The organism is Achromobacter sp. 1011791174, from assembly GCF_059760925.1.
Window position 1 is genome coordinate 49,310 of record NZ_JCBANH010000013.1, and the last position, 26,215, is coordinate 75,524.

At 69.5% G+C, this 26,215-nt stretch carries 24 protein-coding genes; 15 read left to right on the forward strand and 9 right to left on the reverse strand.

The window, feature by feature from the left end; all coding sequences use genetic code 11:
• The first annotated feature begins 33 nt into the window (after positions 1–33).
• The gene (locus AC6LJ5_RS07190) at positions 34–1,911 is read left to right on the forward strand and encodes a methyl-accepting chemotaxis protein (protein ID WP_498140133.1); all 1,878 of its coding nucleotides are present in this window, start codon (positions 34–36) and stop codon (positions 1,909–1,911) included.
• A 42-nt stretch (positions 1,912–1,953) separates the two neighbouring features.
• Here the strand turns inward: AC6LJ5_RS07190 and AC6LJ5_RS07195 are convergent, their stop codons facing one another.
• Entirely contained in the window at positions 1,954–2,868 is a 915-nt protein-coding gene (locus AC6LJ5_RS07195) for a LysR family transcriptional regulator (RefSeq protein ID WP_498140134.1), read from the reverse strand.
• 121 nt (positions 2,869–2,989) lie between these two features.
• Between AC6LJ5_RS07195 and AC6LJ5_RS07200 the strand changes: the two genes are divergently transcribed.
• The gene (locus AC6LJ5_RS07200; protein ID WP_498140135.1) at positions 2,990–3,475 is read left to right on the forward strand and encodes a GNAT family N-acetyltransferase; all 486 of its coding nucleotides are present in this window, start codon (positions 2,990–2,992) and stop codon (positions 3,473–3,475) included.
• 134 nt (positions 3,476–3,609) lie between these two features.
• On the opposite strand, the gene AC6LJ5_RS07205 is transcribed toward AC6LJ5_RS07200, so the two are convergent.
• Entirely contained in the window at positions 3,610–4,158 is a 549-nt protein-coding gene (locus AC6LJ5_RS07205) for a helix-turn-helix domain-containing protein (protein WP_103272056.1), read from the reverse strand.
• A 72-nt stretch (positions 4,159–4,230) separates the two neighbouring features.
• Here AC6LJ5_RS07205 and AC6LJ5_RS07210 point away from each other — a divergent pair, with 72 nt between their 5' ends.
• A complete protein-coding gene (locus AC6LJ5_RS07210) occupies positions 4,231–5,157 on the forward strand; it encodes a DMT family transporter (RefSeq protein ID WP_498140136.1) in 927 nt (308 codons plus the stop codon).
• Between the two features lie 143 nt (positions 5,158–5,300).
• Here AC6LJ5_RS07210 and AC6LJ5_RS07215 read toward each other — a convergent pair whose 3' ends face one another.
• The 4 genes from AC6LJ5_RS07215 to AC6LJ5_RS07230 form a co-directional block, all read right to left on the reverse strand.
• A complete protein-coding gene (locus AC6LJ5_RS07215; RefSeq protein ID WP_103272054.1) occupies positions 5,301–5,951 on the reverse strand; it encodes a DUF799 domain-containing protein in 651 nt (216 codons plus the stop codon).
• A 2-nt stretch (positions 5,952–5,953) separates the two neighbouring features.
• On the reverse strand, positions 5,954–6,469 hold the full coding sequence (locus AC6LJ5_RS07220; RefSeq protein ID WP_233772668.1) for a DUF4810 domain-containing protein: 516 nt from the start codon (positions 6,467–6,469) through the stop codon (positions 5,954–5,956).
• Positions 6,470–6,483: 14 nt separating this feature from the next.
• Positions 6,484–7,161: a CsgG/HfaB family protein gene (locus AC6LJ5_RS07225; protein WP_103272053.1), complete on the reverse strand. Its 678-nt coding sequence runs from the start codon at positions 7,159–7,161 to the stop codon at positions 6,484–6,486.
• Between the two features lie 314 nt (positions 7,162–7,475).
• Positions 7,476–8,249 carry a spermine/spermidine synthase domain-containing protein gene (locus AC6LJ5_RS07230; RefSeq protein WP_498140137.1) on the reverse strand — a complete coding sequence of 258 codons (774 nt, stop codon included), beginning with the start codon at positions 8,247–8,249 and terminating at the stop codon, positions 7,476–7,478.
• 177 nt (positions 8,250–8,426) lie between these two features.
• On the opposite strand from AC6LJ5_RS07230, the gene AC6LJ5_RS07235 reads away from it, so the two are divergent.
• The 10 genes from AC6LJ5_RS07235 (at position 8,427) to AC6LJ5_RS07280 (ending at position 19,350) form a co-directional block, all read left to right on the forward strand.
• Positions 8,427–9,563, forward strand: coding sequence for an NAD(P)/FAD-dependent oxidoreductase (locus AC6LJ5_RS07235; RefSeq protein WP_103272051.1), 1,137 nt, complete (start codon positions 8,427–8,429; stop codon positions 9,561–9,563).
• A gap of 35 nt (positions 9,564–9,598) precedes the next feature.
• Positions 9,599–9,976 carry a RidA family protein gene (locus AC6LJ5_RS07240; protein WP_103272050.1) on the forward strand — a complete coding sequence of 126 codons (378 nt, stop codon included), beginning with the start codon at positions 9,599–9,601 and terminating at the stop codon, positions 9,974–9,976.
• A gap of 69 nt (positions 9,977–10,045) precedes the next feature.
• Entirely contained in the window at positions 10,046–11,491 is a 1,446-nt protein-coding gene (locus tag AC6LJ5_RS07245) for a M81 family metallopeptidase (protein ID WP_498140138.1), read from the forward strand.
• Positions 11,492–11,564: 73 nt separating this feature from the next.
• Positions 11,565–13,136: an ABC transporter substrate-binding protein gene (locus AC6LJ5_RS07250; RefSeq protein WP_392410495.1), complete on the forward strand. Its 1,572-nt coding sequence runs from the start codon at positions 11,565–11,567 to the stop codon at positions 13,134–13,136.
• A gap of 52 nt (positions 13,137–13,188) precedes the next feature.
• Positions 13,189–14,124 (forward strand): ABC transporter permease, encoded by a 936-nt coding sequence (locus AC6LJ5_RS07255; RefSeq protein WP_103272048.1) that lies wholly within the window; start codon positions 13,189–13,191, stop codon positions 14,122–14,124.
• Between the two features lie 11 nt (positions 14,125–14,135).
• Complete coding sequence (locus tag AC6LJ5_RS07260) at positions 14,136–15,011, forward strand: ABC transporter permease (RefSeq protein ID WP_498140139.1); 876 nt, start codon at positions 14,136–14,138, stop codon at positions 15,009–15,011.
• Between the two features lie 8 nt (positions 15,012–15,019).
• Positions 15,020–16,132 carry an ABC transporter ATP-binding protein gene (locus AC6LJ5_RS07265; RefSeq protein ID WP_498140140.1) on the forward strand — a complete coding sequence of 371 codons (1,113 nt, stop codon included), beginning with the start codon at positions 15,020–15,022 and terminating at the stop codon, positions 16,130–16,132.
• 1 nt (position 16,133) lies between these two features.
• Entirely contained in the window at positions 16,134–17,096 is a 963-nt protein-coding gene (locus AC6LJ5_RS07270) for an ABC transporter ATP-binding protein (RefSeq protein WP_103272045.1), read from the forward strand.
• A 44-nt stretch (positions 17,097–17,140) separates the two neighbouring features.
• Positions 17,141–18,592, forward strand: coding sequence for an N-acyl-D-amino-acid deacylase family protein (locus tag AC6LJ5_RS07275; protein ID WP_498140141.1), 1,452 nt, complete (start codon positions 17,141–17,143; stop codon positions 18,590–18,592).
• A gap of 128 nt (positions 18,593–18,720) precedes the next feature.
• Positions 18,721–19,350, forward strand: coding sequence for a helix-turn-helix domain-containing protein (locus AC6LJ5_RS07280; protein ID WP_392410492.1), 630 nt, complete (start codon positions 18,721–18,723; stop codon positions 19,348–19,350).
• 22 nt (positions 19,351–19,372) lie between these two features.
• Here the strand turns inward: AC6LJ5_RS07280 and AC6LJ5_RS07285 are convergent, their stop codons facing one another.
• On the reverse strand, positions 19,373–20,764 hold the full coding sequence (locus AC6LJ5_RS07285) for an RtcB family protein (RefSeq protein WP_498140142.1): 1,392 nt from the start codon (positions 20,762–20,764) through the stop codon (positions 19,373–19,375).
• 325 nt (positions 20,765–21,089) lie between these two features.
• On the opposite strand from AC6LJ5_RS07285, the gene AC6LJ5_RS07290 reads away from it, so the two are divergent.
• Both AC6LJ5_RS07290 and AC6LJ5_RS07295 read left to right on the forward strand, forming a co-directional pair.
• The gene (locus AC6LJ5_RS07290; protein ID WP_498140143.1) at positions 21,090–22,127 is read left to right on the forward strand and encodes an aldo/keto reductase; all 1,038 of its coding nucleotides are present in this window, start codon (positions 21,090–21,092) and stop codon (positions 22,125–22,127) included.
• 4 nt (positions 22,128–22,131) lie between these two features.
• Positions 22,132–23,394, forward strand: a complete 1,263-nt coding sequence (locus AC6LJ5_RS07295; protein ID WP_392410489.1) for an acyl-CoA dehydrogenase family protein — start codon at positions 22,132–22,134, stop codon at positions 23,392–23,394.
• A 162-nt stretch (positions 23,395–23,556) separates the two neighbouring features.
• On the opposite strand, the gene AC6LJ5_RS07300 is transcribed toward AC6LJ5_RS07295, so the two are convergent.
• Positions 23,557–25,290 carry an ABC transporter ATP-binding protein gene (locus AC6LJ5_RS07300; protein WP_498140144.1) on the reverse strand — a complete coding sequence of 578 codons (1,734 nt, stop codon included), beginning with the start codon at positions 25,288–25,290 and terminating at the stop codon, positions 23,557–23,559.
• Entirely contained in the window at positions 25,287–26,201 is a 915-nt protein-coding gene (locus tag AC6LJ5_RS07305; protein ID WP_392410487.1) for an ABC transporter permease, read from the reverse strand. The genes AC6LJ5_RS07300 and AC6LJ5_RS07305 overlap by 4 nt, the downstream gene beginning before the upstream one ends.
• Positions 26,202–26,215: the final 14 nt, after the last annotated feature.

Here is a 26,215-nt window from a genome sequence, read left to right on the forward strand (position 1 = left end):
CGCCGCGATGTCGACAGCCATCGGGGCCGCACCATGTTCAAGTCCATACGCAACCGCCTCATCGCCCTCTGCGTGGCGATCACCATTCTTTCCATGCTGTCGCTTTCCCTGGCCACGGTGCTAGTGGCCCGCAACAATACCTTCGACCAGGTCGACCACAACATCGGCCAGATCACGCGCAATCACGCCAATGAACTGTCCGCCTGGGTGCGCGACAAGCAGCGCGTCACCAGCTCGCTGAAGAACGCCGTCGACCAGCCCGAAGCCATCGCGCACACCATGGCCGCGACCGCGCAGCAGGCCGGCGGCTTCGATGACGCCTATATCGTCTACGCCGACAAGCGCTACATCTTCAACCACGCCATGCCGGATGGCTTCGACGGCCCGGCGCGCGCCTGGTACCAGCAGGCCGCCCAGACCAACGGGCCGGCCATCACGCCGATCTATGTGGACGCCGCGTCGGGCAAGCTGTGCATGAGCTTCGTCGAGGCGGTGCGCAAGGACGGCCGCGTGGTCGCGGCCGTGGGCACCGACATGCTGCTCGACAGCATGGCCAAGATGGTCGCGGCCATCCAGGCCACGCCCAAGAGCTTCGCCTTCCTGCTGGACGGACAGGGCCAGATCCTGGCCCACCCGGACGTCAAGCTGGCGCTCAAGCCGGTCACCGCCATCGATCCCGGCCTGGACCTGGGCCAGCTGCAACAGCTGGCCAGGAACAGCGGCAGCTCGCTGACACAGGACATCGGCGGCGTCAGCCAGCTGCTGTACGCCAGCGCCGTGGAAGGCACGCCCTGGACGCTGGTGATCGCCATCGACCGCGCCCAGGCCAACGAGCCGGTCACCATGATGGTCAAGCTGGCCGCGTCCATCACCGCGCTGGCGCTGCTGCTGGCCGTGGCCTTCGTGACGATGGCGGTCAAGCGTCAGCTGCGCGGCCTGCCCCAGGTGCAATACGCGCTGCAGGACATCGCCAGCGGCGACGGCGACCTGACGCGCCGGCTGCCGGCCGAGGGCGGTGACGAGCTGGCCCGGATCGGCGCCGCATTCAATCAATTCGCCGACAAGATCGCCACGATCCTGCGCGAGATCCGCGTGGCGGCCGACTCCGTGCGCACCGCCAGCCTGGAGATCGCCAGCGGCAACCATGACCTGTCCGACCGCACCTCGCAGCAGGCCAGCTCGCTGGAGCAGACCGCCGCGGCCATGGAAGAGATCACCTCGACCGTGCAGCACAACGCCGACAACGCCAGCCAGGCGGCCAACCTGGCCAGCGACGCCTCGCGCGTGGCCGGCCAGGGCGGCGCGGTGATGCAGCAGGTGGTGCACACCATGGACGGCATCGACGCCTCGGCGCGCAAGATCGTCGACATCATCGGCGTGATCGACGGCATCGCCTTCCAGACCAACATCCTGGCGCTGAACGCGGCGGTGGAAGCCGCGCGCGCCGGCGAACAGGGCCGCGGCTTCGCCGTGGTGGCCGGCGAAGTGCGCACGCTGGCCCAACGCAGCGCCACCGCCGCGCGCGAGATCAAGACGCTGATCGAATCCTCGGTCGACCAGATCCGCACCGGCAACTCGCTGGTGCGCCAGGCCGGCGGCACCATGGATCAGGTGGTGGGCAGCGTCGAGCGCGTGACCAGCATCGTCGGCGAGATCGACCTGGCCAGCCAGGAACAGCGCACCGGCATCTCGGAGATCGGCAACGCCATCGGCCTGATGGACAACGCCACGCAGCAGAACGCCGCGCTGGTGGAACAGGCCGCCGCCGCCGCGCAGACGCTGCAGGAACAAGCCGCGCACCTGGCGCAGCTGGTGGGCGGCTTCAAGCTCGACAGCCATGACGTCGCCAGCCACGCAACGACTCGCGGCGCGCCGCAGGTGGCGCCGGGAGCCATGTTGGCGTTGAACTGAACCAGCAACGCAGCGCCGTTGCACCGCGTGCGGCGCCGGCCCTCAGGCCGGAATCGCGCGCAGCAGCTGTTCGCGCAGCCAGGCATGCGCCGCGCTGCGCTGGCGCACGTGGCTGTAGGCCTTGAGCGTGAAGGGCGGGATCTCGAAGGGCGGCGGATACTCAACGATCGACGCCACCGCGCCCAGCGTGCGCGCCGCCTGACGCGGCACCGTCATGATCAGCGCCGAGCCGGCCACGATGAAGGGCGCGGCCAGCACCGAGGGCAGCTGCACCGCCACGTCGCGGCGCAGTCCGCGACGCTCCAGCAGCTTGTCGATATGGCCGCCGGCCTCGCCCCAGGGGCGCACCGCCACGTGGCGCTCGGCCAGGTAGGCGTCCAGGCTGGGCGCGGACCGGATCCGAGGATGATCCCGGCTGGCGATCACCACGTAGTGATCCGTCAGCCAGTCGAAGCTCTCGATGCCGGGAGCGGGCTCGGCCATGTCTTCCACATAACCCAGCGCGAAATCCAGCCGGCCCGAGGCCAGGTCCTCGGCGTAGTCCGGGTTTTGCGCGTGGACGATCTGGAAGCGCAGGCGCGGCGCCAGATCCTGCACTTGCGCGACCAGGGCCGGCAGCATGGCGAAGGTGGTGTAGTCGGTGGCCGCGAGGGTGAAGCAGCGGTCGCTGGTGGCCGGGTCGAAGCGGCCCGCCTGCGCCAGCCCGTTGGAAAGCAGCGCCAGCGCGGCGCTGACCGGCCCGGCCAGCCGCTCGGCATGGGCGGTGGGCTGCATGGCGTTGCCGATGCGCACGAACAGCTCGTCGTCCAGCGCGGCACGCAGGCGCGCCAGCGCGTGGCTCAGCGCGGACGGGCTCATGGCCAGTTCGTCGGCGGCGGCGCTCACCGAACGGCGACGCAGCAGGGCATCCAGCGCCACCAGCAGGTTCAGGTCCAGGCGTCTCAGATCAGAATGCATAACATGCATTATCTGCTGAAAATAATGCACTTGATGCACTGACACCCGCATCCCTATCATCGTCGGTTTGCCATTCCACGCGGCCATGCGCCGCCTTTTCGATTTTCTCCGTAGCGCTCCCATGACGATTTCCATCCGCCCCGCCACCGAACAGGACTGCGCGCTGATCCTGCGATTCATCACCGAGCTGGCCGTCTATGAAAAGGCCGCCGACCAGGTAGAGGCCACCGTCGAAACCCTGGCCAGCAGCCTGTTCGGCCCCGGCACGCCCGCGCGCGCGCTGATCTGCGAAGCGGACGGGCAGCCGGTGGGCTACGCCATCTATTTCTTCAACTACTCGACCTGGCAGGCCAGGAAAGGGCTGTACCTGGAAGACCTGTACGTCTCGCCCGCCAGTCGCGGCATCGGCGCCGGCAAGCGCCTGCTGCGCCATCTGGCGCGGGTCGCGGTCGAGGAAGGCTGCGGCCGCTTCGAATGGAGCGTGCTGGACTGGAACCAGCCGGCCATCGACTTCTACCAGTCGATCGGCGCGCGGCCGCAGGCCGAGTGGGTGCGCTACCGCATGCACGGCGAGGCGCTGACGGGCTTCGCCGCCGGCTCGGACTGAAACGTCGGGCGGGGCTGTCGGACGACGGCGGCATCACCGCCCACGGGATCGACAGCCCTCGGAGCGCCGGCCATGGAACGGCGGACCACCTGCGGGAACGCTCCCGCCAGCGCCAGTCGCCCGGCTGGCGCGCCCTAAATCACCAGGTTGCGAATGAAGCGCAGCACGCCCGCCTGCCGGTTGGCGTAGGCATAGGACACCGAACTGGCAAAGGACGTGGTCGCCCCCGCAGGTATGACCCGCTCCTGTCCGGCCAGCTCCAGCGTCAGCGCGCCCTCGATCACGTAGAGCATCTCGACGCAGCCTTCCGGGTCGGCCTCGGCCTGGTAGCGCTCGCCGGGCGCCAGGGTCCAGGACCATAGTTCCACCTGATGCGAGGCGGCCGCCGAGCAGTGCAGCACCGCCTGGCTGCCGGCAAGCTGGCCGCGCCAGGTCAGCACGTCGGGCGCCTGATCGGGCGCGCGGCCGGCCGGGCTGACCAGGGCGGTGAAGTTGGCGCCCAGCGCCGTGGCGATGAGGCTGAGCTTGGCCAGGCTGATGTTGGCGTCGCCGGCCTCCAGCCCGGCGATGGTGCGGCGGCTCACGCCCGCCGCATCGGCCAGCGCCTGCTGGCTCAGGCCTTGCCCATCGCGCAGGCGCCTGAGATTGGCGGCCACGTGTTCGAGCACCTGGTTCGACGGCATGGCGATTCTCCTTGCGCAAGCGCATGAGCAATATATTGCGCAAAAATACCACATCCGATATTGTGCAATATTATGCACAATAGCCCCACATCCCCATCTCCCTCCCTGCTTGCGCGCAGGGCGCCCGAAGCCGCGCTCGTCCTGATCACCGTGGTCTGGGGCGGCACCTTCCTGGCCGTGCAGCACGCGCTCACCGCGGGCACGCCCATGTTCTTCGTCGGCTGCCGCTTCGCCGCCGCGGCCCTGGCCGTGGGACTGGTGTCGCTGCGTTCGCTGCGCGGCATCACCTGGCGCGAAGTCCGGGCCGGCGGCGCGGTCGGCCTGGCCATCGTGGCCGGCTACGGCGGCCAGACCATCGGCCTGCAGCACATCACCAGCAGCGAATCGGCCTTCCTCACCGCCCTGTACGTGCCGGCGGTGCCGCTGCTGCAATGGCTGGTGCTGCGGCGCGCGCCGCGCGCCATGACCTGGGTCGGCGTGGCGCTGGCCTGCATGGGCCTGATGCTGCTGACCGGCAACAACCCCGCCTCGATCTCGTTCAGCTACGGCCAGCTCATCACCATCGCCGGCGCGGTGGCCATCGCCGCCGAGATCCTGCTCATCAGCCATTACGCGCGCAGCGTGGACCTGCGCCGCGTCACCGTGCTGCAACTGGCGGCCGCGTCGATCGCGGCCTTCGCGCTGATGCCGCTGGCCGGCGAGACCGAGATCCCGCCGTTCTCCTGGACGCTCACCGGCCTGGCCGTGGCGCTGGGCTGCGCCAGCGCGCTGATCCAGCTGACCATGAACTGGGCGCAGCGCACGGTCGATCCCGCGCGCGCCACGCTGATCTATGCCGGCGAGCCGGTATGGGCCGGCATCTTCGGCCGCATCGCCGGCGAGCGGCTGGCGCCGCTGGCGCTGGTCGGCGGCGCACTGGTAGTGCTGGGCGTGATCGTCAGCGAATGGAAGCCGCGTCTGCGGCGCGCGCGGGCATCCGCGACGGCCGGACAGGCTTGAGCCACCACACCGGCAACCGCCGGATTCGCCACGCATGGCGGCGAGCCGGCAAAAGAAAACCCCGCGCGCCGATTCAAGACGGCGAACGGGGCCTGGTGTGCTGTCCCGCAAACGCCAGCGGCACGCGACCGCTGGCGAAGGGCCTACTGCCCGGCGTAGCGCGGCGAACGCGGACCATACAGGATGCCGCCTTGCGTGCCGGCGCTGAGCAGGGCGTTGCTGGTCATGCCGGCCACGCCATAGCTGCGGTCCGACAACGAGTTGACCACCTGATCCACCACCGCCTGCACCAGCATGCCGATCAGGCCGCCGCTGTTGCTGCTGCTGCCTTGCCTCAGGGTCTGGTGGCCGTCCCACAGCTTGGCGCCGCTGCGCAGGTCCAGCAGCGTCGCGTCGATGGACACGGTGACGTCGCTCGACACCACCTTGTAGCTCGCGCCGTATTCCTTGACGGTCATGTACAAGGCGGCGTCGGCCCCGAAGATCTCGCGCAGGCGCGCGGCGGGCACGGCGTGGATGTCATCCGGCGTGGTCAGGCCGTTCTGGCGGAAGGTCTCTTCCATGACGGCAACCGGCACCACGTAGTAGCCGGACTCGGCCAGCGGCAGCGTGGCTTGCGACAGCACGGCGGCGGACGCGGCCACGTCGACGGACGTGTTCAGCGGCGGCAGCACCAGGATGGAAGCCGGCTTGCTTTCACGGAACGCGGTGTAGTCCACGTTGCGCTGCGGGCCGGCGCAACCGGCGAGCAGGGCGACGATGGCCAGCATGGCCAGGCGCAGTGATTTCATCATGATCAGTTCCCCTTCTTCTTCGGCGCGGCCGGCTCGGTCTGGGCGGCGGGTTCGGACTTGGCGCCCGGCTCGTTCCTGGCGACGGATTCGGCGGCAGGCGTTGCGGCCTGCGCTTGCGGCGCGGCGGCGGACTTGCCCGCGTTGCGCATCAGGAAGTCCATGAACGGCGTGGATTCGGGAAAGGCCTGCTTTTCGCCCTGCAGCTGCTCGACGCCCTTTTCGCCGTCGCCCATCTTCAGGTACAGCATGCCCAGGTGCGCGCGAAAGCCGGGAGGCAGTTCGCGGTTGGTGGCGCGCGCCTTCTCGACGCTCTTTTCCAGCGTCTGCGCTTGCACGGCGTAATCGTTGCCATCTTCCTTCAGGTAGGCGTACACGGTGGGTTGATAGCCTTCCCAGGTGTACAGGCTCTTGGGCTGCTGCGCGCAAGCGCCCAGCAGGCCGGCCAATGCCGTGATCGCCAGCGCGCGACCCGTACGGGCGAACGCCGTCCGGCGCGGCTGCGCCATCGTCTTCATCATGATGGATTCCCCTTTTAGTTGGCGGTGGGCGCCCAGGCGCCTTGCGTGATGCCGTCGACCAGGCGATCCACCGCTTCGCGGATGGCCAGGTCCAGCACCTTGCCGTTGAGCGTGGAGTCGTAGCCGGCCGAGCCGCCGAAGCCGATCACTTCACGGTTGGACAAGCTGTACTCGCCCGCGCCCGATGCGGAATAGACGACTTCGGAGCTGGTCACGTCGACGACGTTGAGATCGACCTTGGCGTAGGCCACCTGCTCCTTGCCGCGCCCCAGGATGCCGAACAGCTGCTGGTCGCCGGTCACCTTGCGGCCGAAGGCCGTGACGTCGCCGGTGACGACGTAACGCGCGCCCTTGATCTTGTTGGCCTGCTTGTTGAAAGCGGCTTCCTGGGCGATCTCGGACAGGTTCTGGCGATCCATGACCTGGAAGCGGCCGGTGCGCTGCAGATGGCTGGTCAGGATGGTCTTGGCCTGGCCGCCGAGGCGATCCACGCCGTCGGAGAACACGCCGCGCAGGAAGTCCGTGCGGTTGTCGAACTTGCCCACGGAAATCGGGCTGCGCGGGCCCTGGTAAGGCGTGCTTGCCGCCACCGTCGCGGGCACGGCGACGGACTTCGACCGCTCCGTTGCGCAACCCGCCATCAACACCGACACCAGGGCCAGCGTTCCTGCTTTCACTACCGTACCGAACATCAAGCTTCTCCTGAGAATTTCCCTAGGCCTCTAACCGGGCCGCTTGCGTGACATTTATCGAAGCCGCAATATATACAACTTTTAACAACTTAAATAATTTGAAGTGACGGACCCTTTGGCGTCATTTTTCAGGAATCAAGCCCTTGCCGGTTCGCGCCACGCGGAAACGCGCAACCGCTGGCGGCCACTCTAGCGACCGCCAGGGAATGCGGAAATGGGAATAGTCCGAAATCGCGACCGGCCGGGTCGCGGCCACGGCAAGCCGCAGACGCGCCGTCGGCCCAACTTCCCGCGCCGGCCGACGGTGGGCTCGTCTAGCGCAGCGTCAGCGTCGCGCCGATGACGCGCAAGGTCGGCATCAACTGACGCCATGCATCCTTGGACAGCGCCTCGGGCCGACGCAGCCGCGCCGACGCCGGATCGTCCAGCAGATCGCCCTTGCAGGCGAACACGATGCTGTTGGTCATGTCGTCGTCCACCACCTCGAACATCGCCGCGCCGAAGGACTCGCGCACGCGGGCCAGGTACTCATGGTAGAGCGGATGATTGACGTGGAAGTTGATCACCAGCAGGCCGTCGTCGCGCAAGGCGCGCAGGCAATCGGCATAGAACGCCTCCGAGCACAGCGCGTCGGGCATGCCCTGGTCGCCGAAGCCGTCGAGCAGGATCACGTCGGCGTGGTCCGACGCGCCGCCCAGGAATTCGGCCGCGTCGCAGGCGATGACGCGGAAACGTTCGTCGTCCGGCGGCACCATGAAATCGCCGCGCAGCGCAATGACCGCCGGATTGATCTCCAGCGCCTCGACCTGCGAACGCGGCAGGTGCCGATGGCAGAACTTCGCCAGCGAGCCGCCGCCCAGGCCCACCATCACGATGCGGTCGGGCTCCGGGTTGAACAGCAAGAAGCCCATCATCATGCGCGTGTACTCCAGCTCCAGCGCGTCCGGGTTCAGCAGCGACATGCTGCTCTGGATGACCTGCTCGGAAAAATGCAGCGAGCGCCGGTCGCCCACGTCGCGCACGAAGGGTCGCGACTCGCTGTCGGGAATGGAGGCCGGCGGGGCGGAAGCGGCGGGATGGTCGGACATGAAGCGGCGCGGCGTTGCGGAAAGACGGGCGAACGATAGCACCGCGCGCGCCCGGGCGGTTGGCGGGGCGGCGAAGGCGCGGCCGCGCCATCCGTACAACCCCCTATTACCTCCGTGCCGCCATCTAATTATCGTATTCGAGAATTATCAAATAATAGAATTCTCTTCGACGCAGCGATGAACCCAGACCTCATTTCGGACTATGCAGTGATCGGCGCCGGCATCGCCGGCGCTTCCGTGGCCTACCGCCTGAGCGCGCATGCCAGCGTGATCGTGCTGGAGCGCGAGGCGCAGCCCGGCTACCACTCGACCGGCCGCTCGGCGGCCATGTTCATGGAAACCTATGGCACGCCGCAGATCCAGGCGCTGACCCGCGCCAGCCGCGCGTTCTACGAGAATCCGCCCGAGGGCTTCACCGAACATCCGCTGCTGCACCCGCGCGGCGTGCTGTACGTGGCCACCGCCGAACAGCGCGACCTGCTGCAACAGACCTATGACGAATTCCGCCGGCATTCCGACAACGTCCGCCTGATCGAACCGCAGGCCGCCGCCGCGCGCGTGCCCTGCCTGCGCGCCGAGCAGCTGTGCGGCGCGCTGGAGGAGCCGGACGCGCGCGACATCGACGTGCACGGCCTGCACCAGGGCTTCCTGCGCGGCATGCGGGCGCGCGGCGCCACCCTGCGCGCCAATGCCGAGCTGCGCGCGGCCAGCCATGCCGACGGCGTCTGGACGCTGACGCTGGCCGACGGCGCCACGCTGCGCGCGCGCGCCATCATCAACGCGGCCGGCGCCTGGGCCGATCACGTGGCCGCGCTGTGCGCCGCCGCGCCGGTCGGCCTGCAGCCCTGCCGCCGCACCGCCTTCACCTTCAACGGTCCGCCCGACGTGGATTTCTCCGCCTGGCCGGCGGTGGTGGGCGTCGACGAAAGCTATTACTTCAAGCCCGACGCCGGTCAGCTGCTGGGCTCGCCGGCCAACGCGGATCCGGTCGAGGCGCACGACGTGGCGCCGGAGGAACTGGACGTGGCCACCGGCATCTACCGCATCGAGGAAGCTACCTCGCTGACGATACGGCGCCCCAAGCACACCTGGGCCGGCCTGCGCTCCTTCGTGCGCGACGGCGACTTCGTGGTTGGCTGGGACGAGGCCGCGCCGGCCTTCTTCTGGCTGGCGGCGCAGGGCGGCTACGGCATCCAGACCGCCGCCGCGGCCTCGGAACTGGCGGCCGCGCTGGTCGAGCGCCAGCCAGTGCCCGACGCGCTGCGCGCGCATGGCGTCGACGCCCGGGCCATGCGCCCGGGCCGCCTGCGCTGATCCTCTTTCATTCCACCCGTTTTCCGGAAGTCCCCATGACCGCCATCACCCGTTATCCCAGCACCCTGCCGCTGCCGTTCTCGCGCGCCACCCGCGCCGGCGGCTTCCTGTTCCTGTCTGGCCAGATCCCGATGGATGCCGACGGCAAGGTCGTGCGCGGCGACATCCGCGAACAGACCCACGCGGCCATCGCCCGCATCAAGGACACGCTGGCGCTGGCCAATGCCAGCCTGGCCGACGTGGTGCGCGTGACCGTCTGGCTGGCCGACCTGGCGCAATTCGCCGATTTCAACGAAGCCTACCGAGAGCATTTCCCGGCCGACTTCCCGACGCGCTCCACGGTGGAGGCACGGCTGGCGCTGGAAGTGGACGTGGAGATCGAAGTGCAGGCCTGGGTCGGCGACCGGACCTGATTTCCCCGCAAGCAATCCCACGCGCGCCGGCCTCGCGCACCCTGCAAACGCTCGACATGGAGTGGCAGCATGAAGATCTTTTCCGGTTCCCTGGCAACCGAAACCAATACCTTTTCCCCCATCCCCACCGGCCTGGGCGCCTACCGCGCGCGCGGCTATTACCCGGCCGGCCAGCATCCGGACCGCATGCAGATGTATGCCGGTCCGCTGTGGGCGGCGCGGCAGCGCGCCAAGGGCAAGGACTGGACGCTGGTCGAAGGCCTGACCGCCGCCGCCATGCCGGCCGGCATCACCACTCGCCACGCCTATGAAACGCTGCGCGACGAGCTGCTGCAGGACCTGCGCAACGCCGGCCCCGTGGACGTGGCGCTGTTCGGCCTGCACGGCGCGATGGTGGCCGACGGCTACGACGATTGCGAGGGCGACCTGCTGCGCCGCGCGCGCGAGATCGTCGGCCCGGACACGGTGATCGGCGCGGAACTGGATCCGCACTGCCATCTGACCGCGACCATGATGGAATCCGCCGACCTCATCGTCTGCTACAAGGAATACCCCCATACCGACATCCTGGACCGCGCCTATGAGCTGGTCGACCTGTGCGTGGCCAAGGCCAAGGGTCGCATCCGGCCGACGCGCGGCGTGTTCGATTGCCAGCTCATCTCGGTCATGCACACCAGCCGCGAACCGATGCGCGGCTTCGTCGACAAGCTGATGGCGATGGAAGGCAAGAACGGCGTGCTGTCGATCTCGATCGCCCATGGCTTCCCCTGGGGCGACACCGCCGACATGGGCGCCAAGGTGCTGGTCTATACCGATGGCGATCCGGGGCGGGCCGAGGCGCTGGCGCGCGAGCTGGGCCAGGAGATCATCGGTTTTCGCGAACAGCTGTCGCCGGCCTATCCGCCCACCGACGAGGCGCTGGACCAGGCCCTGGCGCACGGCGCCTTCCCGGTGGTGCTGGCCGATTCGGCGGACAACGCCGGCGGCGGCGCGCCCAGCGACGCCACGTTCATCCTGGAACGCGTGCTGGCGCGCGGCATCGAAGACGTGGCGATGGGTCCGTTCTGGGATCCGGTCTCCGTGCAGCTCTGTTTCGAGGCGGGCGAGGGCGCCGAGGTGCAGCTGCGCGTGGGCGGCAAGGTCGCGCCCGTGTCGGGCCAGCCGCTGGACCTGCGCTGCACGGTGCTGGCGCTCAAGCGCGAGGCCGTCATGACGGGGCTGTCCAACACGCCGGCGCTGCTGGGCGACGTGGCCATCCTGCGCACGGGCGGCGTGGTGCTGGCGCTGACCTCGCTGCGCACCCAGGCCATGGGCACGGACATGTTCACGCAGTTCGGCATCGACCTGGCCGCGATGAAGCTCATCGTGGTCAAGTCCTCGCAGCACTTCTACGCCTCGTACTCGCAGGTGGCCAAGCACGTCATCTACGTCGCGACGCCCGGCGCCATCACGCAGGACTACAACAGTCTGCCCTACCGCAAGGTGCGGCGGCCGAAATGGCCGCTGACGGCCTGACATGACATGACGGCGCGGTCCGCAGAGACCGCGCCGCAAGCAAGACCACGACACACAATACAAGGGGATGACCATGATCAAACGTTTCAGCCTGCTGGCCACGGCGGCGCTGCTGGCGCTGGGCGCCGTCACCGGCGCGCACGCCCAGGGCAAGACCCTGCGGCTGGTGCCGCACGCCGACCTGAAGACGCTGGACCCGCTCTTCAACACCGCCTACATCACGCGCAACCACGGCTACATGGTGTTCGACATGCTGTTCGCGCAGGACAGCAAGGGCCAGGTCAAGCCGCAGATGGTGGACAGCTGGCAGGCCTCGGAAGACGGCAAGCGCTGGAGCTTCACGCTGCGCCCGGGCCTGAAGTTCAGCGACGGCGCGCCGGTCACGGCCGAGGACTGCGTGGCTTCCATCCAGCGCTGGGGCAAGAAGGACACGCTGGGCCAGGCCATGTTCGCGGCCGGCGCCGAGCTGGCCGCCACCGGTCCGGAGACCTTCACGCTGACGCTCAAGGAACCCTTTGGCCTGGTGCTGGAGGCCTTGTCCAAACCGTCCGGCCTGCCGCCCTTCATCATGCCCAAGCGCATCGCCGCCACGGACCCGAGCACGCAGATCACGGAAATGGTGGGCTCCGGTCCGTTCCTGTTCAAACGCGATGAATGGGTGCCCGGCAACAAGGTCGTGTACGTGAAGAACCCGGCCTACGTGCCGCGCGCCGAGCCGGCGGACGGCCTGGCTGGCGGCAAGATCGTCAAGGTGGACCGCGTCGAATGGGTCTACATCCCCGACGGCAACACCGCCACCGCCGCGCTGATGAACGGCGAGGTGGACATGATCGAGCAGGTCACGCCCGACTTCCTGCCGGTGCTGGAAAGCAATCCCGACATCAAGCTGGACACCTCGGTGGCCTCGCAGGGCATGGTGGTGCTGAACGCGCTGCATCCGCCCTTCAACGACGCCCGCGCGCGCCAGGCGCTGTACTACCTGGTGAACCAGAAGCAGATGCTGGCCGCCATGGGCTACCCCGACAAGTACCGCGTCGACTACTGCGCCACGCTGTACATCTGCGGTTCGCCCCTGGCCACCGACGCCGGCGCCGCGCCCTACGCCAAACCGGACCCGGCGCGCGCCAGGCAGCTGCTGCAGGAAGCCGGCTACAAGGGCGAGAAGGTGGTGCTGCTGTACCCCACCGACCACCTGAGCGCGCCCGCCGTGATGGTGCTGTCGCAGAACCTGAAGAAGGCCGGCGTCAACGTCGACCTGCAATCCATGGACTGGGCCTCGCTGGCCGCGCGCCGGCTGAAGAAGGATCCGCCCGCGCAGGGCGGCTGGAACCTGTTCCTGACCTGGGGCGGCTACTACGACGCCAGCACGCCGGTCACCAACCCCTGGCTGTCGGCCGCCTGCGGCAACAGCCTGCCGGGCTGGCCCTGCGACAAGGAGCTGGACGAACTGCGCACCGCCTGGATCCGCGAGACCGACGCGGGCAAGCGCAAGGAGCTGGCGGCCCGCATCCAGGAACGCGCCTACCAGACCGTGCCCTACGTGATGTGGGGCGAGTTCAAGCCCGTGTACGCCACGCGCGGCCTGAAGGGCACCGAGCTGATCAAGGCCGGCGTCCCGGTCACGTGGAACATCGAGAAGCCGTAAGGCGGGCGCCGGGCGCCACGGCGCCCGGCCCAGGTTCCGGGGGGAACGCAGCATGAAATACATCCTGCGCCGCATCGCGGCGGTTATTCCGGTCATGGCGGTGGTGGCGGTCGTGGTCTTTATGCTCATCCACCTGTCGGACGGCGATCCGGCGGCGGTCATCGCGGGCGACAACGCCACCGCCGAGGACGTGGAGAAGATCCGCCAGAACCTGGGCCTGGACAAGCCGCTGCTGCAGCAGTTCGGCATCTGGGTCGGCAATATCGCCACCGGCGATCTGGGCACCTCGATCGCCACGCAGATGCCGGTGTCACAGCTGATCGGGCAGCGCCTGGGGCCGACCTTCTCGATCGCCGCCTTCACCATGCTGTTCGCGGTGCTGCTGGCGATCCCGCTGGGCGTGCTGGCGGCCTGGCATGCCGGCCGCTGGCTGGACCGGCTGGTGATGGTGGGCTCGGTCTGCGCCTTCTCGGTGCCGGTGTTCCTGATCGGCTACAGCCTGGTGTATGGCTTTTCGATAAAGTTGGGCTGGCTGCCGGTGCAGGGCTACAAGCCGCCCGAGCAGGGCCTGGTCCAGTACCTGCGCCACCTGGTGCTGCCCTGTCTGTCGCTGGGCCTGGTCTACATGGCGCTGCTCACGCGCATGACCCGCGCCACCATGCTCGAGGCGCTGTCCGAGGACTACATCCGCACCGCCCGCGCCAAGGGCCTGGCGGCCGGCCCGGTGGTATGGCACGCGCTCAAGAACGCGGCCAATCCCATCGTCACCACCATCGGCGTGGGCGTGGCGCTGCTGATCGGCGGCGTGGTCGTGACCGAGACCGTTTTCGCCATTCCCGGCCTGGGCCGCCTGACCGTGGACGCCGTGCTGCGCCACGACTATCCGGTGATCCAGGGCGTGCTGCTGGTGGCCTCTGGCATCTATGTGTTCATCAATCTGCTGGTCGACCTGAGCTACCGGCTCTTCGATCCGCGCATCCGCTACTGAACGGGGCCGCCATGACCACGACCTCAATCCCGCTGCCGGCGCGCAAGCCCGCCGGCCGCCGCGCGCTGCGTTCGCTGCGGCGCCATCCGACGCTGTACCTGGGCTGCGCCATCCTGATCCTGCTGGCGCTGGCGGCGCTGGCCGCGCCCTGGCTGGCCACCATCGATCCGCAGGACATCGACCCGCTGGCGCGCATGAAACCGCCCTCGGCCGAGCACCTGTTCGGCACCGACGCGCTGGGCCGCGATGTGTACTCGCGCACCATCTGGGGCGCGCGGGTCTCGCTGCTGGTCGGCGCGGCGGTGGCGCTGGCGTCCACCGTGATCGGCGTGGCGCTGGGCATGCTGGCCGGCTACTTCCGCCGCGTCGACGCGCTGATCATGCGCGTCATGGACGGGCTGATGGCCATCCCCGGCGTGCTGCTGGCGATCGCGCTGATGGCCACGCTCAAGGGCGGCCTGGGCACCGTCGTCATCGCCATCGTGATTCCGGAAATCCCGCGCGTGGTGCGGCTGGTGCGCGCGCTGGCGCTGACCATCCGCGAGCAGCCCTACATCGAGGCGGCGGTGGCGTCCGGCACGCGCGTGCCGGCCATCCTGCTGCGCCACATCCTGCCCAACCTGTTCGCGCCGCTGATGGTGCAGGCCACCTTCATCGCGGCCTCGGCCATCCTGACCGAGGCGGTGCTGAGCTTCCTGGGCGTGGGCATTCCGCCGCACACGCCCAGCTGGGGCAACATCATGGCCGAGGGCCGCAACTTCGTGGCGGTGGCGTTCCACATCATCCTCTACCCCGGCCTGTTCCTGGGCGTGACCGTGCTGGCCGTCAACCTGGTGGGCGACGGGCTGCGCGACATGCTGGATCCGCGCCTGGCCAAGAAACTCTAGGAGCGCCCATGCGAACCGAACCCGTGTTGCGCGTGCGCGACCTGACCACCTGTTTCGATGGCGACGAGACCACCACGGTGGCCGTCAACGGCCTGTCGTTCGATCTGCTGCCCGGCGAGACGCTGGGCCTGGTCGGCGAATCCGGCTGCGGCAAGAGCGTCACCTCGCTGTCCATCATGCGACTGCTGCGCGCGCCCGGTCGCGTCGCCGGCGGCGCCATCGAATTCGCGGGCCAGGATCTGCTGGCGCTGCCCGAGAAGGCCATGCGCGCCATCCGCGGCAACCAGCTGTCGATGATCTTCCAGGAGCCGATGACCTCGCTGAACCCCGTGTTCACCATCGGCCGCCAGATCGCCGAATCGCTGACGCTGCACCAGGGCCTGTCGCGGCGCGAGGCGCTGGCGCAGGCCGAGCGGCTGCTGGACCTGGTGCAGATCTCCGATCCGGCCCGCCGCGTGCATGAATACCCGTACCAGCTGTCCGGCGGCATGCGCCAGCGCGCCATGATCGCGATGGCGCTGGCCTGCCAGCCCAAGGTGCTGATCGCCGACGAGCCCACCACGGCGCTGGACGTGACCATCCAGGCCCAGATCCTGCACCTGCTGCGCGACATCCAGGCGCGGCTGGGCACGGCCATCGTGCTGATCACGCACGACCTGGGCGTGGTGGCGCAGATGTGCCAGCGCGTCATCGTGATGTACGCCGGCCGCAAGGTCGAGGAAGGCAGCGTGGACGACGTGCTGGACCGTCCGCAGCATCCCTACACGCAGGCCCTGATCCGCTCGCTGCCGGCCTTCGCCGACGGCCAGGGGCACGACGTCCGGCTGGCCGAGCTGCCCGGCATCGTGCCGGTGATCACGCCCGAGTCGCGCGGCTGCGCCTTCGCCGCGCGCTGCCCGCAGGCGATGCCGCGCTGTACCGAGGAAATTCCGCCGGCCGTCGACGCCGCCGAGCGTCACCGCAGCTGGTGCTGGGCAAGGGCGGAAGCCCACCCCCGAAGCGCTGCGCGCTTCCCCCTCAAGGGGGCGCCGCCGCGGACCGGCGAAGCCGGCTCCGCGCGGCCCCGCGAAGTCGCACCGGTGCCAGCATCGGGTATGGCGCGTAGCGTCAAGGAACACTGACATGGACACTCCGATTTCCGCCGCCTCGCCCATGCTGGACGTCAGCGGCCTGAAAAAACACTACCCGGTCGACGGCGGACGCGTCCTGCGCGCGGTCGATGGCGTCTCGCTGTCGGTGCCGCGCGGCCAGACCTTGAGCCTGGTCGGTGAATCCGGCTGCGGCAAGTCCACCACCGGCAAGTGCCTGATCCGGCTGACTGATCCGACCGAGGGCCGCATCCTGCTCGAAGGCCAGGACCTGGCCGCGATGAACGGCGAGCAGCTGCGCGCCATGCGCCGGCGCATGCAGTTCATCTTCCAGGATCCGTTCTCGTCGATGAACCCGCGCATGCGCGTGCGCGACATCATCGGCGAACCGCTGCGCAATTTCGGCCACGGCCGCGCCGCCATCCGCGAACGCGTGGCCGAGCTGCTGGCCCGCGTCAGCCTGCGGCCCGACGCCGCCGAGCGCTATCCGCACGAGTTCTCCGGCGGCCAGCGCCAGCGCATCGTGATCGCGCGCGCGCTGGCGCTGGAACCGGCGCTGATCGTCTGCGACGAGCCGGTGTCGGCGCTGGACGTGTCGGTGCAGGCGCAGGTCATCAACCTGCTGATGGACCTGCAGCGCGACCTGGGCCTGACCTATGTCTTCATCTCGCACGACCTGAGCGTGGTGCGGCACATCAGCCATCACGTCGCCGTCATGTACCTGGGCAGGATCGTCGAGACCGGTCCGCGCGACGCCGTCTTCAGCCGGCCGGCGCATCCGTACACGCGCGCGCTGATGGCCTCGGTGCCGTCGGCGCGCCAGGGCGAACGCCGGCCCGCGCAGGTGCTCAAGGGCGAGATCCCCAGCCCGCTGTCGCCGCCGTCCGGCTGCGCCTTCCGCACCCGCTGCCCGCAGGCCGCGCCGCGCTGCGCCGAGGAAGCGCCGGCGCAGCGCGAGATCGCGCCGGGCCAGCAGGTGGCCTGTCATTTCGTCTGAACCCGCATCCCCATCACCTATCGCCATTTCCGCCGGAGCCCGCCATGCCAGATACCCAACCCTATGACTACATCCTCGCCGGCGGCACCGTCATCGACGGCAGCAACACGCCCGGCGTCAAGGCCGACGTGGGCGTGCGCGGCGACCGCGTGGCCGCCGTGGGCGACCTGAGCGGCGCGGCCGCGCGCGAACGCATCGACGTGTCCGGCCTGGTGGTCGCGCCCGGCTTCATCGACTCGCACACGCACGACGACAACTACCTGCTGCGCCGGCGCGACATGACGCCCAAGATCTCGCAGGGCGTCACCACCGTGGTCACCGGCAACTGCGGCATCAGCCTGGCGCCGCTGGCGCATCCCGCGCCGCCGGCGCCGCTGGACCTGCTGGACGAGGGCGGTTCGTACAAGTTCACCCGCTTCGCCGACTACCTGGACGCGCTGCGCGCCACGCCCGCCGCCGTCAACGCCGCCTGCATGGTCGGCCACTCGACGCTGCGCGCCGCCGTCATGCCGGACCTGCATCGCCCGGCCACGCCGGCCGAGATCGACGCCATGCGCGCGCTGGCCGAGGAAGCGATGGCCAGCGGCGCCATCGGCGTCTCCACCGGCACCTTCTACCCGCCCGCCGCCCACGCCACCACCGAGGAGATCATCGAGGTCTGCCGGCCGCTGGCCACGCACGGCGGCATCTACGCCACCCATATGCGCGACGAGGGCGAGCACATCGTGCCGGCGCTGGAAGAGACCTTCCGCATCGGCCGCGAGCTGGACGTGCCCGTGGTGATCTCGCACCACAAGCTGGCCGGCCAGCCCAACTTCGGCCGCTCCAGGGAAACGCTGGCGCTGATCGAGCGCGCCATGGCCGCGCAGGACGTGTCGCTGGACGCCTATCCCTACGTGGCCGGCTCAACCATGCTCAAGAAAGACCGCGTGCTGCTGGCTGGCCGCGTGATCATCACCTGGTGCAAGCCCTGCCCCGAACTGACCGGGCGCGAGCTGGACGAGGTGGCGGCCGAGCGCGGCAAGTCCAAGTACGACGTGGTCGACGAACTGCAGCCCGCCGGCGCCATCTATTTCATGATGGACGAGGGCGACGTGCAGCGCATCCTGTCCTTCCCGCCCACCATGATTGGCTCCGACGGCCTGCCGCATGACGAGCGGCCGCATCCGCGCCTGTGGGGCACCTTCCCGCGCGTGCTCGGCCATTATTCCCGCGACCTGGGCCTGTTCCCGCTGGAGACCGCCGTCTGGAAAATGACCGGCCTGACCGCCGCCAAGTTCGGCCTGGCCGGACGCGGCCAGGTCCAGCCCGGCTGCTACGCCGACCTGACGGTGTTCGATCCGGCCCGCATAGCCGACGCCGCCTCGTTCGAGCGCCCCACCGAACGCGCCGCCGGCATCCATTCGGTGTACGTCAACGGCGCGCCGGTCTGGCGCGAGCAGGCCTTCACCGGCCGGCATCCGGGCCGCGTGCTGGGCCGGGGCCCCGAGGCGTAGACGAAGGCCGCCGCCCTCTCCACGGGCGGCGGGCCCTGGAGACCGGACCCCGCGACGCTACAATCCGCTTACACGCGGCAGGGCCTGCGGGCCCGGCCGCCCCAAGAACCTGATACGCCCAACCGCCCATGGCAGCTGCCAAACCCGCTCCCCCCGCCATCGTAGGCAAGGAAGAAATGGGCGCCCGCCTGCGCGCCGAGCGCAAGGCCCAGAAGATGACCCTGCAGGCGCTGTCGCGCGCCTCGGGCATCGCGGTGTCCACGCTGTCCAAGGCCGAACTCGGCCAGATCGCGCTCAGCTACGAGAAGTTCGCCGCCCTGGCGCGCGCGCTGCGCATCGACATGACGCGCCTGTTCATGCCCGGCGACGCCTCGCCCGCGCAGGTCGCGCCCACCTATGTGAAGAACAGCCTGATCGAGGCGCGCGACTACATCACGCCCAACTACCACCACCGCCTGCTCATGGGCGAGTATCCGGGCAAGAAGATGATCCCGATCTGGGCCACCATCACTTCCCGCGAAGTGGTGGAATTCGACGACTACATCCGCCACCCTGGCCAGGAATTCGTGCTGGTGCTGGCCGGCAAGGTCCGCATCCAGTTCGAGAACGGCGACAGCGTGGTGCTGGGCAAGCTCGAATCGGCCTACTTCGACAGCGGCATCGGCCACGTCTACCTGACCTTGAGCAAGCAGCCCGCCGAGGTGCTGGCGGTGTGCAGCGACGTGGAAGAGATACCGACGCGCAAGCGGCCGCTGTAGGCCGCCGCGCCTTCGTCCTGTCTCATGCCTTGAACGTCACCCACGGCCGCAGCCGCGCGACGGATCGGATCAGTCCCGCCTGCTCCTGCGCTTCCAGCACGGGGCCGATCGGCTTGTAGGCCTGCGGCGCCTCCTCGATCCTGCGCTCTTCGCGCAGGGTCACGCACTGCCAGGTGCCCGACGCGGATTCCTGCTTCATGCGGCGCACGGCCTGCCGCCGCACGCTGCGGCCCGCGCCGTGGCTGCTCGACCAGAGCCAGTCGGCATTGCCCAGGCCGCTGGCCACGAAGCTGAAGTCGCCCATGGAGCCGGGAATCAGCGCCAGGTCGCCCGCGCGCGCCGGCGTCGCACCCTTGCGATGGATGTTCAGCCCCTGCTCGCGCAGCACCATGTTGTGCGGCACGTCGACCACCAGGCGGGCGCGCAGGCCGCCGACAGCGGCCTCCATTTCCTGCCTGACCATCTCGCCCAGCACCATGCGGTTGGCCCAGGCATATCGGGCCGCCGTGCCCATGGCGGTCAGGTACTCGTCCGCCAGTTCGCCGGCCAACCCGTAGAGCTTGCTGTCCGGATGCTTCAGGCCCTTGGGCCAGGCGGCGCGCGCGCGGTCCATCCAACGGCTGCCGACGTGAAAGCCCACGTCGCGCGAGCCGGTGTGGATCATCACGACCACCTCGCCCTTGACCAGCCCCGCCGCGTAGGCGGCGTGCCGATCCAGGATCTCGTCGACGATCTGCAACTCGACGAAGTGATTTCCGCCGCCGGGCGTGCCCAGGCCGGGATCGCGGATCGTCTCGCGGCTGCCCACCATGCCCTCCGGCGCGTAGCGGGCCGCGCCGCCGAAATCGGCCAGGCTCACGCACTGCGCGAGTTCGGCCTGCAGCTGATCGCGGTCCGCGCGCGCCCACAGGCCCTCGGACGACAGCCGCTCGATGAAGGCCTGCGGACCATCATCGAACAGGGCGCGGAACGCGCGGCCGGGGACCGGCACGTTGCGGCCGTTCTCCAGCAGCACACGAGTCAGTCCGCGCAGCAGTTCCGGCTTGCGCGCCTCGACGGCGGCCTGCTTCAGGCCGGTGGTCAGCAGGCGCATGCCGCAATTGATGTCCGTGCCGATGGCGGCGGGGATGACGAATTCGGCGTCCGTGGCCACGATGGTGCCCACCGGCGCCACGCTGCCCGGATGGAAGTCCGGCGTGGCGCAGGCCTTGCAGACGCCATGGTGCGCGTCGGGCGAGCGCACCGAGGCGAAGGCCAATAGCTGGTCCACGGCCTTTTCTTCCAGCGGAAGGGCCTCGGGAAGCAGGACGGACGCCTGCGCGTGTTGATTGCTGAGGTGGTACGCGCCATGCCGGCGTTCCACCAGGATGCCCTGACGTTTCAGGGCGGATTGAAGTCGGGAAATGTTCTTCACTTTCGCTGCTACCTTGCAGGTACACACATGCCTCCGTGTTCCGGAAGGCTCTGGTACCCCCAGCAGCAGCGCCAGGAGGAAGCCGCAATTCTAAGACCCGATGGCGGCATTGCTCAAGAAGCGGATGCGCGGCTGTTGTATTTCCCGCAGCGGCTGCGGCGGTAACGTTCGCGCGGCAACGCTCGCGGGGCAACGGCCACATGCGCCGGGTTGGTTGCTAATGAGCAGATTGCTAATGAGCACTCGGTCTTTGACGCGCGCGGCCTCGCTGCCTAGCCTCGAGGGGTTGCGCACACCACGTCAAAATCCTTCCCGACCTGAGAACATGAGCTATCGCTACCTGGGCCGCAGCGGCCTGAAAGTATCCCGCCTGGCATTGGGCACCATGATGTTCGGCGGCCCCACGGACGAACCCACTTCCCACGAGATCATCGCGCGGGCCAAGGCCCGGGGCGTCAACTTCATCGACACCGCCGACGTCTACCAGAAGGGCCGCACCGAGGAAGTCGTGGGCCGCGCCATCCGGCACGACCGCGACGACTGGGTGCTGGCCACCAAGTTCGCCAACCCGCTGGGCGAGGGCCCCAACGACCGGGGCACCTCCCGCAAGTGGATCATCCAGGCCGTGGAAGGCAGTCTGCGCCGGCTGGGCACCGATTACCTCGACATCCTGTACTTCCACCGCGCCGACTTCAACGCCCCGCTGGGCGAGGCCGTGCGCGCCATCGGCGACCTGGTCCGCGCCGGCAAGCTGCGCTATTTCGGCGTGTCGAATTTCCGTGGGTGGCGCATCGCCGAAGCGGCGCACCTGGCCGACGCCGAGGGCATCGACCGGCCCGTGGCCAGCCAGCCGCTGTACAACCTCGTCAACCGCAGCGCCGAGGCCGAGCAGCTTCCGGCCGCGGCGGCCTATGGCGTGGGCGTGGTGTCCTACAGCCCGCTGGCGCGCGGCGTGCTCACGGCCAAGTACGAGCCCGACCAGCCGCCGGCCGAAGGCACGCGCGCGGCGCGCCAGGACAGGCGGCTGCTGGAAACGGAGTGGCGTCCGGAATCGCTGCGCATCGCCCGCCGCATCCGCGACTACCTCGACACCCGGGGCATCGATCCCGTGCAGTTCGCGCTGGGCTGGGTGCTCAACAACCGGCTGGTGACCAGCGCCATCGCCGGCCCGCGCACCATCGAGCAATGGGAGTCCTACGCCAACGCGCTCGACTACGTCTTCACCGCCGAGGACGAGGCGCTGGTGGACAGCCTGGTGGCCGCCGGCCATCCGTCCACGCCCGGCTTCACCGATCCCGGACACCCGGTGGAAGGCCGCGTGCCTTACGCCGCACCGGCCACACGCGCCGCAACGGAGGAATGACAGCATGACCGCGACATCGACGACAGACCGCCCCTCGGCCAGCGCGCAGGACAGGACGGCGGGCCGCCCCGCCTGGCGCCGCGACGATATCCTCGCCAGCCTGCCGGGCCAGGCCGAGGCCCTGCTCGCCGGCGCCGTGGCGCGCGAACGCGAGCGGCGCCTGCCCTTCGACGCCTTCGACGCCGTACGCGCGTCGGGCCTGGGCGCGCTGCTGGTGCCGGCCGAGCATGGCGGGCCGGACGGCACGCTGGAGGACGTGGCCGAGGCCATCATCACGCTGGCCGCCGCCGACTCCAACGTGCCGCACGCGCTGCGCCTGCACTACAACGTGTCGGCACTGTGGCGCGTGCTGCCGGCGGACGAACACGTGCGGCAGCAGTTCGGCCGCATCCTGGCCGGCAAGCTGTTCGGCGGCGCCTCGACGGAGCAAGGCACGCCCAAGCCCGGCCTCATCACCACGCGGCTGACACGCCAGGACGGCCACTACCGCCTGAACGGCCGCAAGTACTACTCGACGGGCACCCTGTACGCCGACTACGCCTACATCGCCGCCATCGACGAGCAGGACCAGCCCGTCACCGTGATCCTGCCGCTGGACCGCCCGGGCCTGGAGATCGTGGACGACTGGGACGGCTTCGGCCAGCGCCTGACGGCCAGCGGCAGCCTGCTGCTGCACGATGCCCGCGTCGAGGAATCCGAACTGCAGCGCGTGTCCCTGCGCGAACTGGGATTGCCCAGCCATCACATTTCCGCCTGGCGCCAGCTGGTGCTGGTGGCGACGGCCGCCGGCATCGTGCGCGCGCTGGTGCGGGAAACCCGGGACTACGTGCGCAGCAAGGGCCGCGCGGCCCTGCACAGCAGCGCGGACGCGGCCCGCGACGATCCCTTCATCCAGCAGGCCATCGGCGATATCGCGGCGCACAGCCATGCCATCGACGCGCTGGTGCGCGACACGGCCCGCGAGCTGGAACGCGGCGCGCAAGCCATCCGGCGACGCGCGCCCGACGCCCAGGCCATCGTGCTGCAGGGCGGGCTGGCCACGGCCAAGACGCAGCTCATCGTCAGCAAGCTCGCGCTGCACGCCGGCCAGCAGCTGTTCGAGGCGGGCGGCGCGTCGGCCACCTCGTCCGCCTTGCAACTGGACCGGCACTGGCGCAACCTGCGCACGATCTTCAGCCACAACCCGTTGAGCCACAAGGCGCGCGTGCTGGGCGACTATCACCTGAACGGCACGACCACCGAGTTCGAGCAGGGACGGGTGTTCTGAACTGACGTGCGGCGGCGCAGGCAATGCGCCGCCGGCGTGGCTGACAAAGCAAAATGGCGCCTCGCGGCGCCATTTTTCATTGCCGGGCCGCCTCAAGATGAAGAGCGCCCCCCTCGGGGGGACAGCAAGCGCACGTAGTGCGCGCGGCGTGGGGGATATTTTTCATGCCGCGCGCGCGCTGCGCGGCGGCGGTTCCTGCACGCCCCGCCGCAAGCCCGGCCTGGGCGCGGCGGCGATCAGCGCCTGGGTGTAGGGATGACGCGGCGCGCGCCAGATCTCCTCCGGCAGCCCTTCCTCCACGATCCTGCCCTGGTGCATGACGATGACGCGGTCCGACAGGTAGCGCACCACCGACAGGTCGTGCGAGATGAACAGGTACGACAGGCCGAAGTCCTGCTTCAGGTCCACCAGCAGGTTCAGGATCTGGGCCTGAATGGATACGTCAAGCGCCGACACCGGCTCGTCCAGCACCACCAGGTCCGGGCGCAGGATCAGCGCGCGGGCGATGCCGATGCGCTGGCGCTGTCCGCCGGAGAACTCGTGCGGGTAGCGGCCGGCGGCCGAGGCCGGCAGCCCGACCCGGTCCAGCATGGCGGCGATGCGCGCGCGCCGGGCGTGGCGGTCGCGTTCGCCATGCAGCGCCAGCGCCGCATCCAGCGTGTCGTACACGCTGCGGCGGGGATTGAGCGAGGCATACGGATCCTGGAACACCATCTGGATGCGCTTGCGCCACGGTCGAACCTGGCGCGGCCGCAGGGACGCCAGGTCCGCGCCGTCCAGCACGATGCGGCCGGATGCCGGGTCGGTCAGCCTGAGCAGCGTGCGCGACAGCGTGGACTTGCCGCAGCCGGACTCGCCCACCAGCCCCAGGGTCTCGCCGCGCGCGATATCGAACGATACGTCGTCCACCGCATGCAGCAGGTCCCCGTCGCGCCGGCGGTACGTCGTGCGCAGGGACTGCACCGACAGCAGCGTGGGGCCGCGCGGCGCGGGCGTGTGGACCCGGACGGAATCCTGCGCCTGCAGTCCCGCCGCGCCGCCATGCGCGCGCCGGACCTCGGGCAGGCGCGCGCTGCTGTAGTGCAGCGCCTTGCCCCCGTGCAGCGAAGCGCCCAGCAGGCCCTGCGTATACGCATGGCGCGGCCGCGCCAGCAATTCCATGGCGGACGCCTCTTCAACTTTCTCGCCGTCCAGCATGACCAGCACCCGGTCGGCCCATTGCGACACCACGCCCAGGTCGTGCGTGATGAGCAGGAGGCCCATGGACAGTTCGCGCCGCAGCTCGTCCAGCAACTCCAGGATGCGCGCCTGCACGGTGACATCCAGCGCCGTGGTCGGCTCGTCGGCGATCAGCAGCCGGGGCTGGCAGGCGACGGCCATGGCGATCATGACGCGCTGGCGCTGGCCGCCGGACAGGTTGTGCGGATAGTCCTCGATGCGGCGCTGCGGCTCCGGGATCTTCACCAGCGCCAGCATCTCCACCGCCCGCCGGTGCGCGGCCTCGCGCGACAGGCCCTGGTGCAGGCGCAACGACTCGACGATCTGCGCGCCCACGGTATGCACCGGATTGAGCGAAGTCATCGGCTCCTGGAAGATCATCGAGATCTCGCCGCCCCGGATCGCGCGCAGCTGCGGCAACGGCAGGCGGACCAGGTCCTGCCCGCGAAAGCGGACTTCCCCGGCGATGCTGGCCTGCGGCGCCAGCAGGCGCAGCAGGGCCAGAGCGGTGGTCGATTTGCCGCAACCCGATTCGCCCACCAGCGCCAGCGTCTCGCCCTGGCCCAGCGTGAAATCCAGCTGCTTGACGGCGTGATGGCCGCCGTCGCGGCCACGGAACCGGACGTCCAGGCCGCGCACGTCCAGCAGCGCGGGCGGAAGATGGGGCACAGGGGTCATGCGCGGCCTCTCAAGCGCGGATTGAACGCGTCGTTGATGCCGTCGCCCACCAGATTGAGCGACAGCACGGTCAGGATGATGGCGACCCCGGGCGCGGCGGCCAGATACCAGGCGGTGCGCAGATGCTCGCGTCCTTCGCCGATCATGCTGCCCCAGCTGACCACGTTGGGATCGCCCATGCCCAGGAAGGACAGGGCCGACTCCATCAGGATCGCGGTGGCCACCAGCACCGAACTCGTCACCACCACCGGCGGCAGGGCATTGGGCAGGATCTCGCGGAAGATGATCCAGGCGTCGCCGAAGCCCTGGCTGCGCGCGGCCTGCACGAACTCCGCCTCGCGCAGCGCGCGGAACTCGGCGCGCACCAGCCGCGCGATCACGGGCCAGGACGCCGCGCCGATGGCCAGCACGATCATGCGCGCGGACGGCTGGCCGATGGCCACGATGACGATGACCAGCAAAAAGGTCGGGATGGTCTGCACCAGCTCGGTAAGGCGCACCAGCACATCGTCCAGCCAGCCGCCGAAATAGCCGGCCGCCGCGCCGACCAGCACGCCGATGCCCAGGCTGATGCCAGCGGCGGCCGCGCCCACGGCCAGCGACACGCGCGCGCCATGCGCCAGGCCGGCGGCCACGTCGCGGCCGAGCGAGTCGCTGCCCAGGAAGAAAGCGGCATCCTGGCCGGGACCGAGCAGCGGCTGCGCGACCATGTCCAGCGGATCGCCGGGGAACAGCACGCCGGCGAACACCGCCGACAAGGCCACGGCCATAAGCAGCAGCACGCCAGCCAGGGCGGAGGGATTGCGCAGGAAAGCGCGCCAGGCCGATGCGCGCGCCGCCAGGCCGGCCGCATCGGCCGCCTGGGCCGGGGCGGGCTTGCGCGTCGGAATCAACAGGGCTTTCAAGGTCATGGCCAGTCGGCCCT

What these genes read in the sequence shown, in the direction of transcription:
- AC6LJ5_RS07190 (WP_498140133.1), top strand. Translation starts at nt 34, where the DNA reads ATGTTCAAGTCCATACGCAACCGCCTCATCGCCCTCTGCGTGGCGATC.
- AC6LJ5_RS07195 (WP_498140134.1), bottom strand. Translation starts at nt 2,868, where the DNA reads ATGCATTCTGATCTGAGACGCCTGGACCTGAACCTGCTGGTGGCGCTG.
- AC6LJ5_RS07200 (WP_498140135.1), top strand. Translation starts at nt 2,990, where the DNA reads ATGACGATTTCCATCCGCCCCGCCACCGAACAGGACTGCGCGCTGATC.
- AC6LJ5_RS07205 (WP_103272056.1), bottom strand. Translation starts at nt 4,158, where the DNA reads ATGCCGTCGAACCAGGTGCTCGAACACGTGGCCGCCAATCTCAGGCGC.
- AC6LJ5_RS07210 (WP_498140136.1), top strand. Translation starts at nt 4,231, where the DNA reads ATGCACAATAGCCCCACATCCCCATCTCCCTCCCTGCTTGCGCGCAGG.
- AC6LJ5_RS07215 (WP_103272054.1), bottom strand. Translation starts at nt 5,951, where the DNA reads ATGATGAAATCACTGCGCCTGGCCATGCTGGCCATCGTCGCCCTGCTC.
- AC6LJ5_RS07220 (WP_233772668.1), bottom strand. Translation starts at nt 6,469, where the DNA reads ATGATGAAGACGATGGCGCAGCCGCGCCGGACGGCGTTCGCCCGTACG.
- AC6LJ5_RS07225 (WP_103272053.1), bottom strand. Translation starts at nt 7,161, where the DNA reads ATGTTCGGTACGGTAGTGAAAGCAGGAACGCTGGCCCTGGTGTCGGTG.
- AC6LJ5_RS07230 (WP_498140137.1), bottom strand. Translation starts at nt 8,249, where the DNA reads ATGTCCGACCATCCCGCCGCTTCCGCCCCGCCGGCCTCCATTCCCGAC.
- AC6LJ5_RS07235 (WP_103272051.1), top strand. Translation starts at nt 8,427, where the DNA reads ATGAACCCAGACCTCATTTCGGACTATGCAGTGATCGGCGCCGGCATC.
- AC6LJ5_RS07240 (WP_103272050.1), top strand. Translation starts at nt 9,599, where the DNA reads ATGACCGCCATCACCCGTTATCCCAGCACCCTGCCGCTGCCGTTCTCG.
- AC6LJ5_RS07245 (WP_498140138.1), top strand. Translation starts at nt 10,046, where the DNA reads ATGAAGATCTTTTCCGGTTCCCTGGCAACCGAAACCAATACCTTTTCC.
- AC6LJ5_RS07250 (WP_392410495.1), top strand. Translation starts at nt 11,565, where the DNA reads ATGATCAAACGTTTCAGCCTGCTGGCCACGGCGGCGCTGCTGGCGCTG.
- AC6LJ5_RS07255 (WP_103272048.1), top strand. Translation starts at nt 13,189, where the DNA reads ATGAAATACATCCTGCGCCGCATCGCGGCGGTTATTCCGGTCATGGCG.
- AC6LJ5_RS07260 (WP_498140139.1), top strand. Translation starts at nt 14,136, where the DNA reads ATGACCACGACCTCAATCCCGCTGCCGGCGCGCAAGCCCGCCGGCCGC.
- AC6LJ5_RS07265 (WP_498140140.1), top strand. Translation starts at nt 15,020, where the DNA reads ATGCGAACCGAACCCGTGTTGCGCGTGCGCGACCTGACCACCTGTTTC.
- AC6LJ5_RS07270 (WP_103272045.1), top strand. Translation starts at nt 16,134, where the DNA reads ATGGACACTCCGATTTCCGCCGCCTCGCCCATGCTGGACGTCAGCGGC.
- AC6LJ5_RS07275 (WP_498140141.1), top strand. Translation starts at nt 17,141, where the DNA reads ATGCCAGATACCCAACCCTATGACTACATCCTCGCCGGCGGCACCGTC.
- AC6LJ5_RS07280 (WP_392410492.1), top strand. Translation starts at nt 18,721, where the DNA reads ATGGCAGCTGCCAAACCCGCTCCCCCCGCCATCGTAGGCAAGGAAGAA.
- AC6LJ5_RS07290 (WP_498140143.1), top strand. Translation starts at nt 21,090, where the DNA reads ATGAGCTATCGCTACCTGGGCCGCAGCGGCCTGAAAGTATCCCGCCTG.
- AC6LJ5_RS07295 (WP_392410489.1), top strand. Translation starts at nt 22,132, where the DNA reads ATGACCGCGACATCGACGACAGACCGCCCCTCGGCCAGCGCGCAGGAC.
- AC6LJ5_RS07300 (WP_498140144.1), bottom strand. Translation starts at nt 25,290, where the DNA reads ATGACCCCTGTGCCCCATCTTCCGCCCGCGCTGCTGGACGTGCGCGGC.
- AC6LJ5_RS07305 (WP_392410487.1), bottom strand. Translation starts at nt 26,201, where the DNA reads ATGACCTTGAAAGCCCTGTTGATTCCGACGCGCAAGCCCGCCCCGGCC.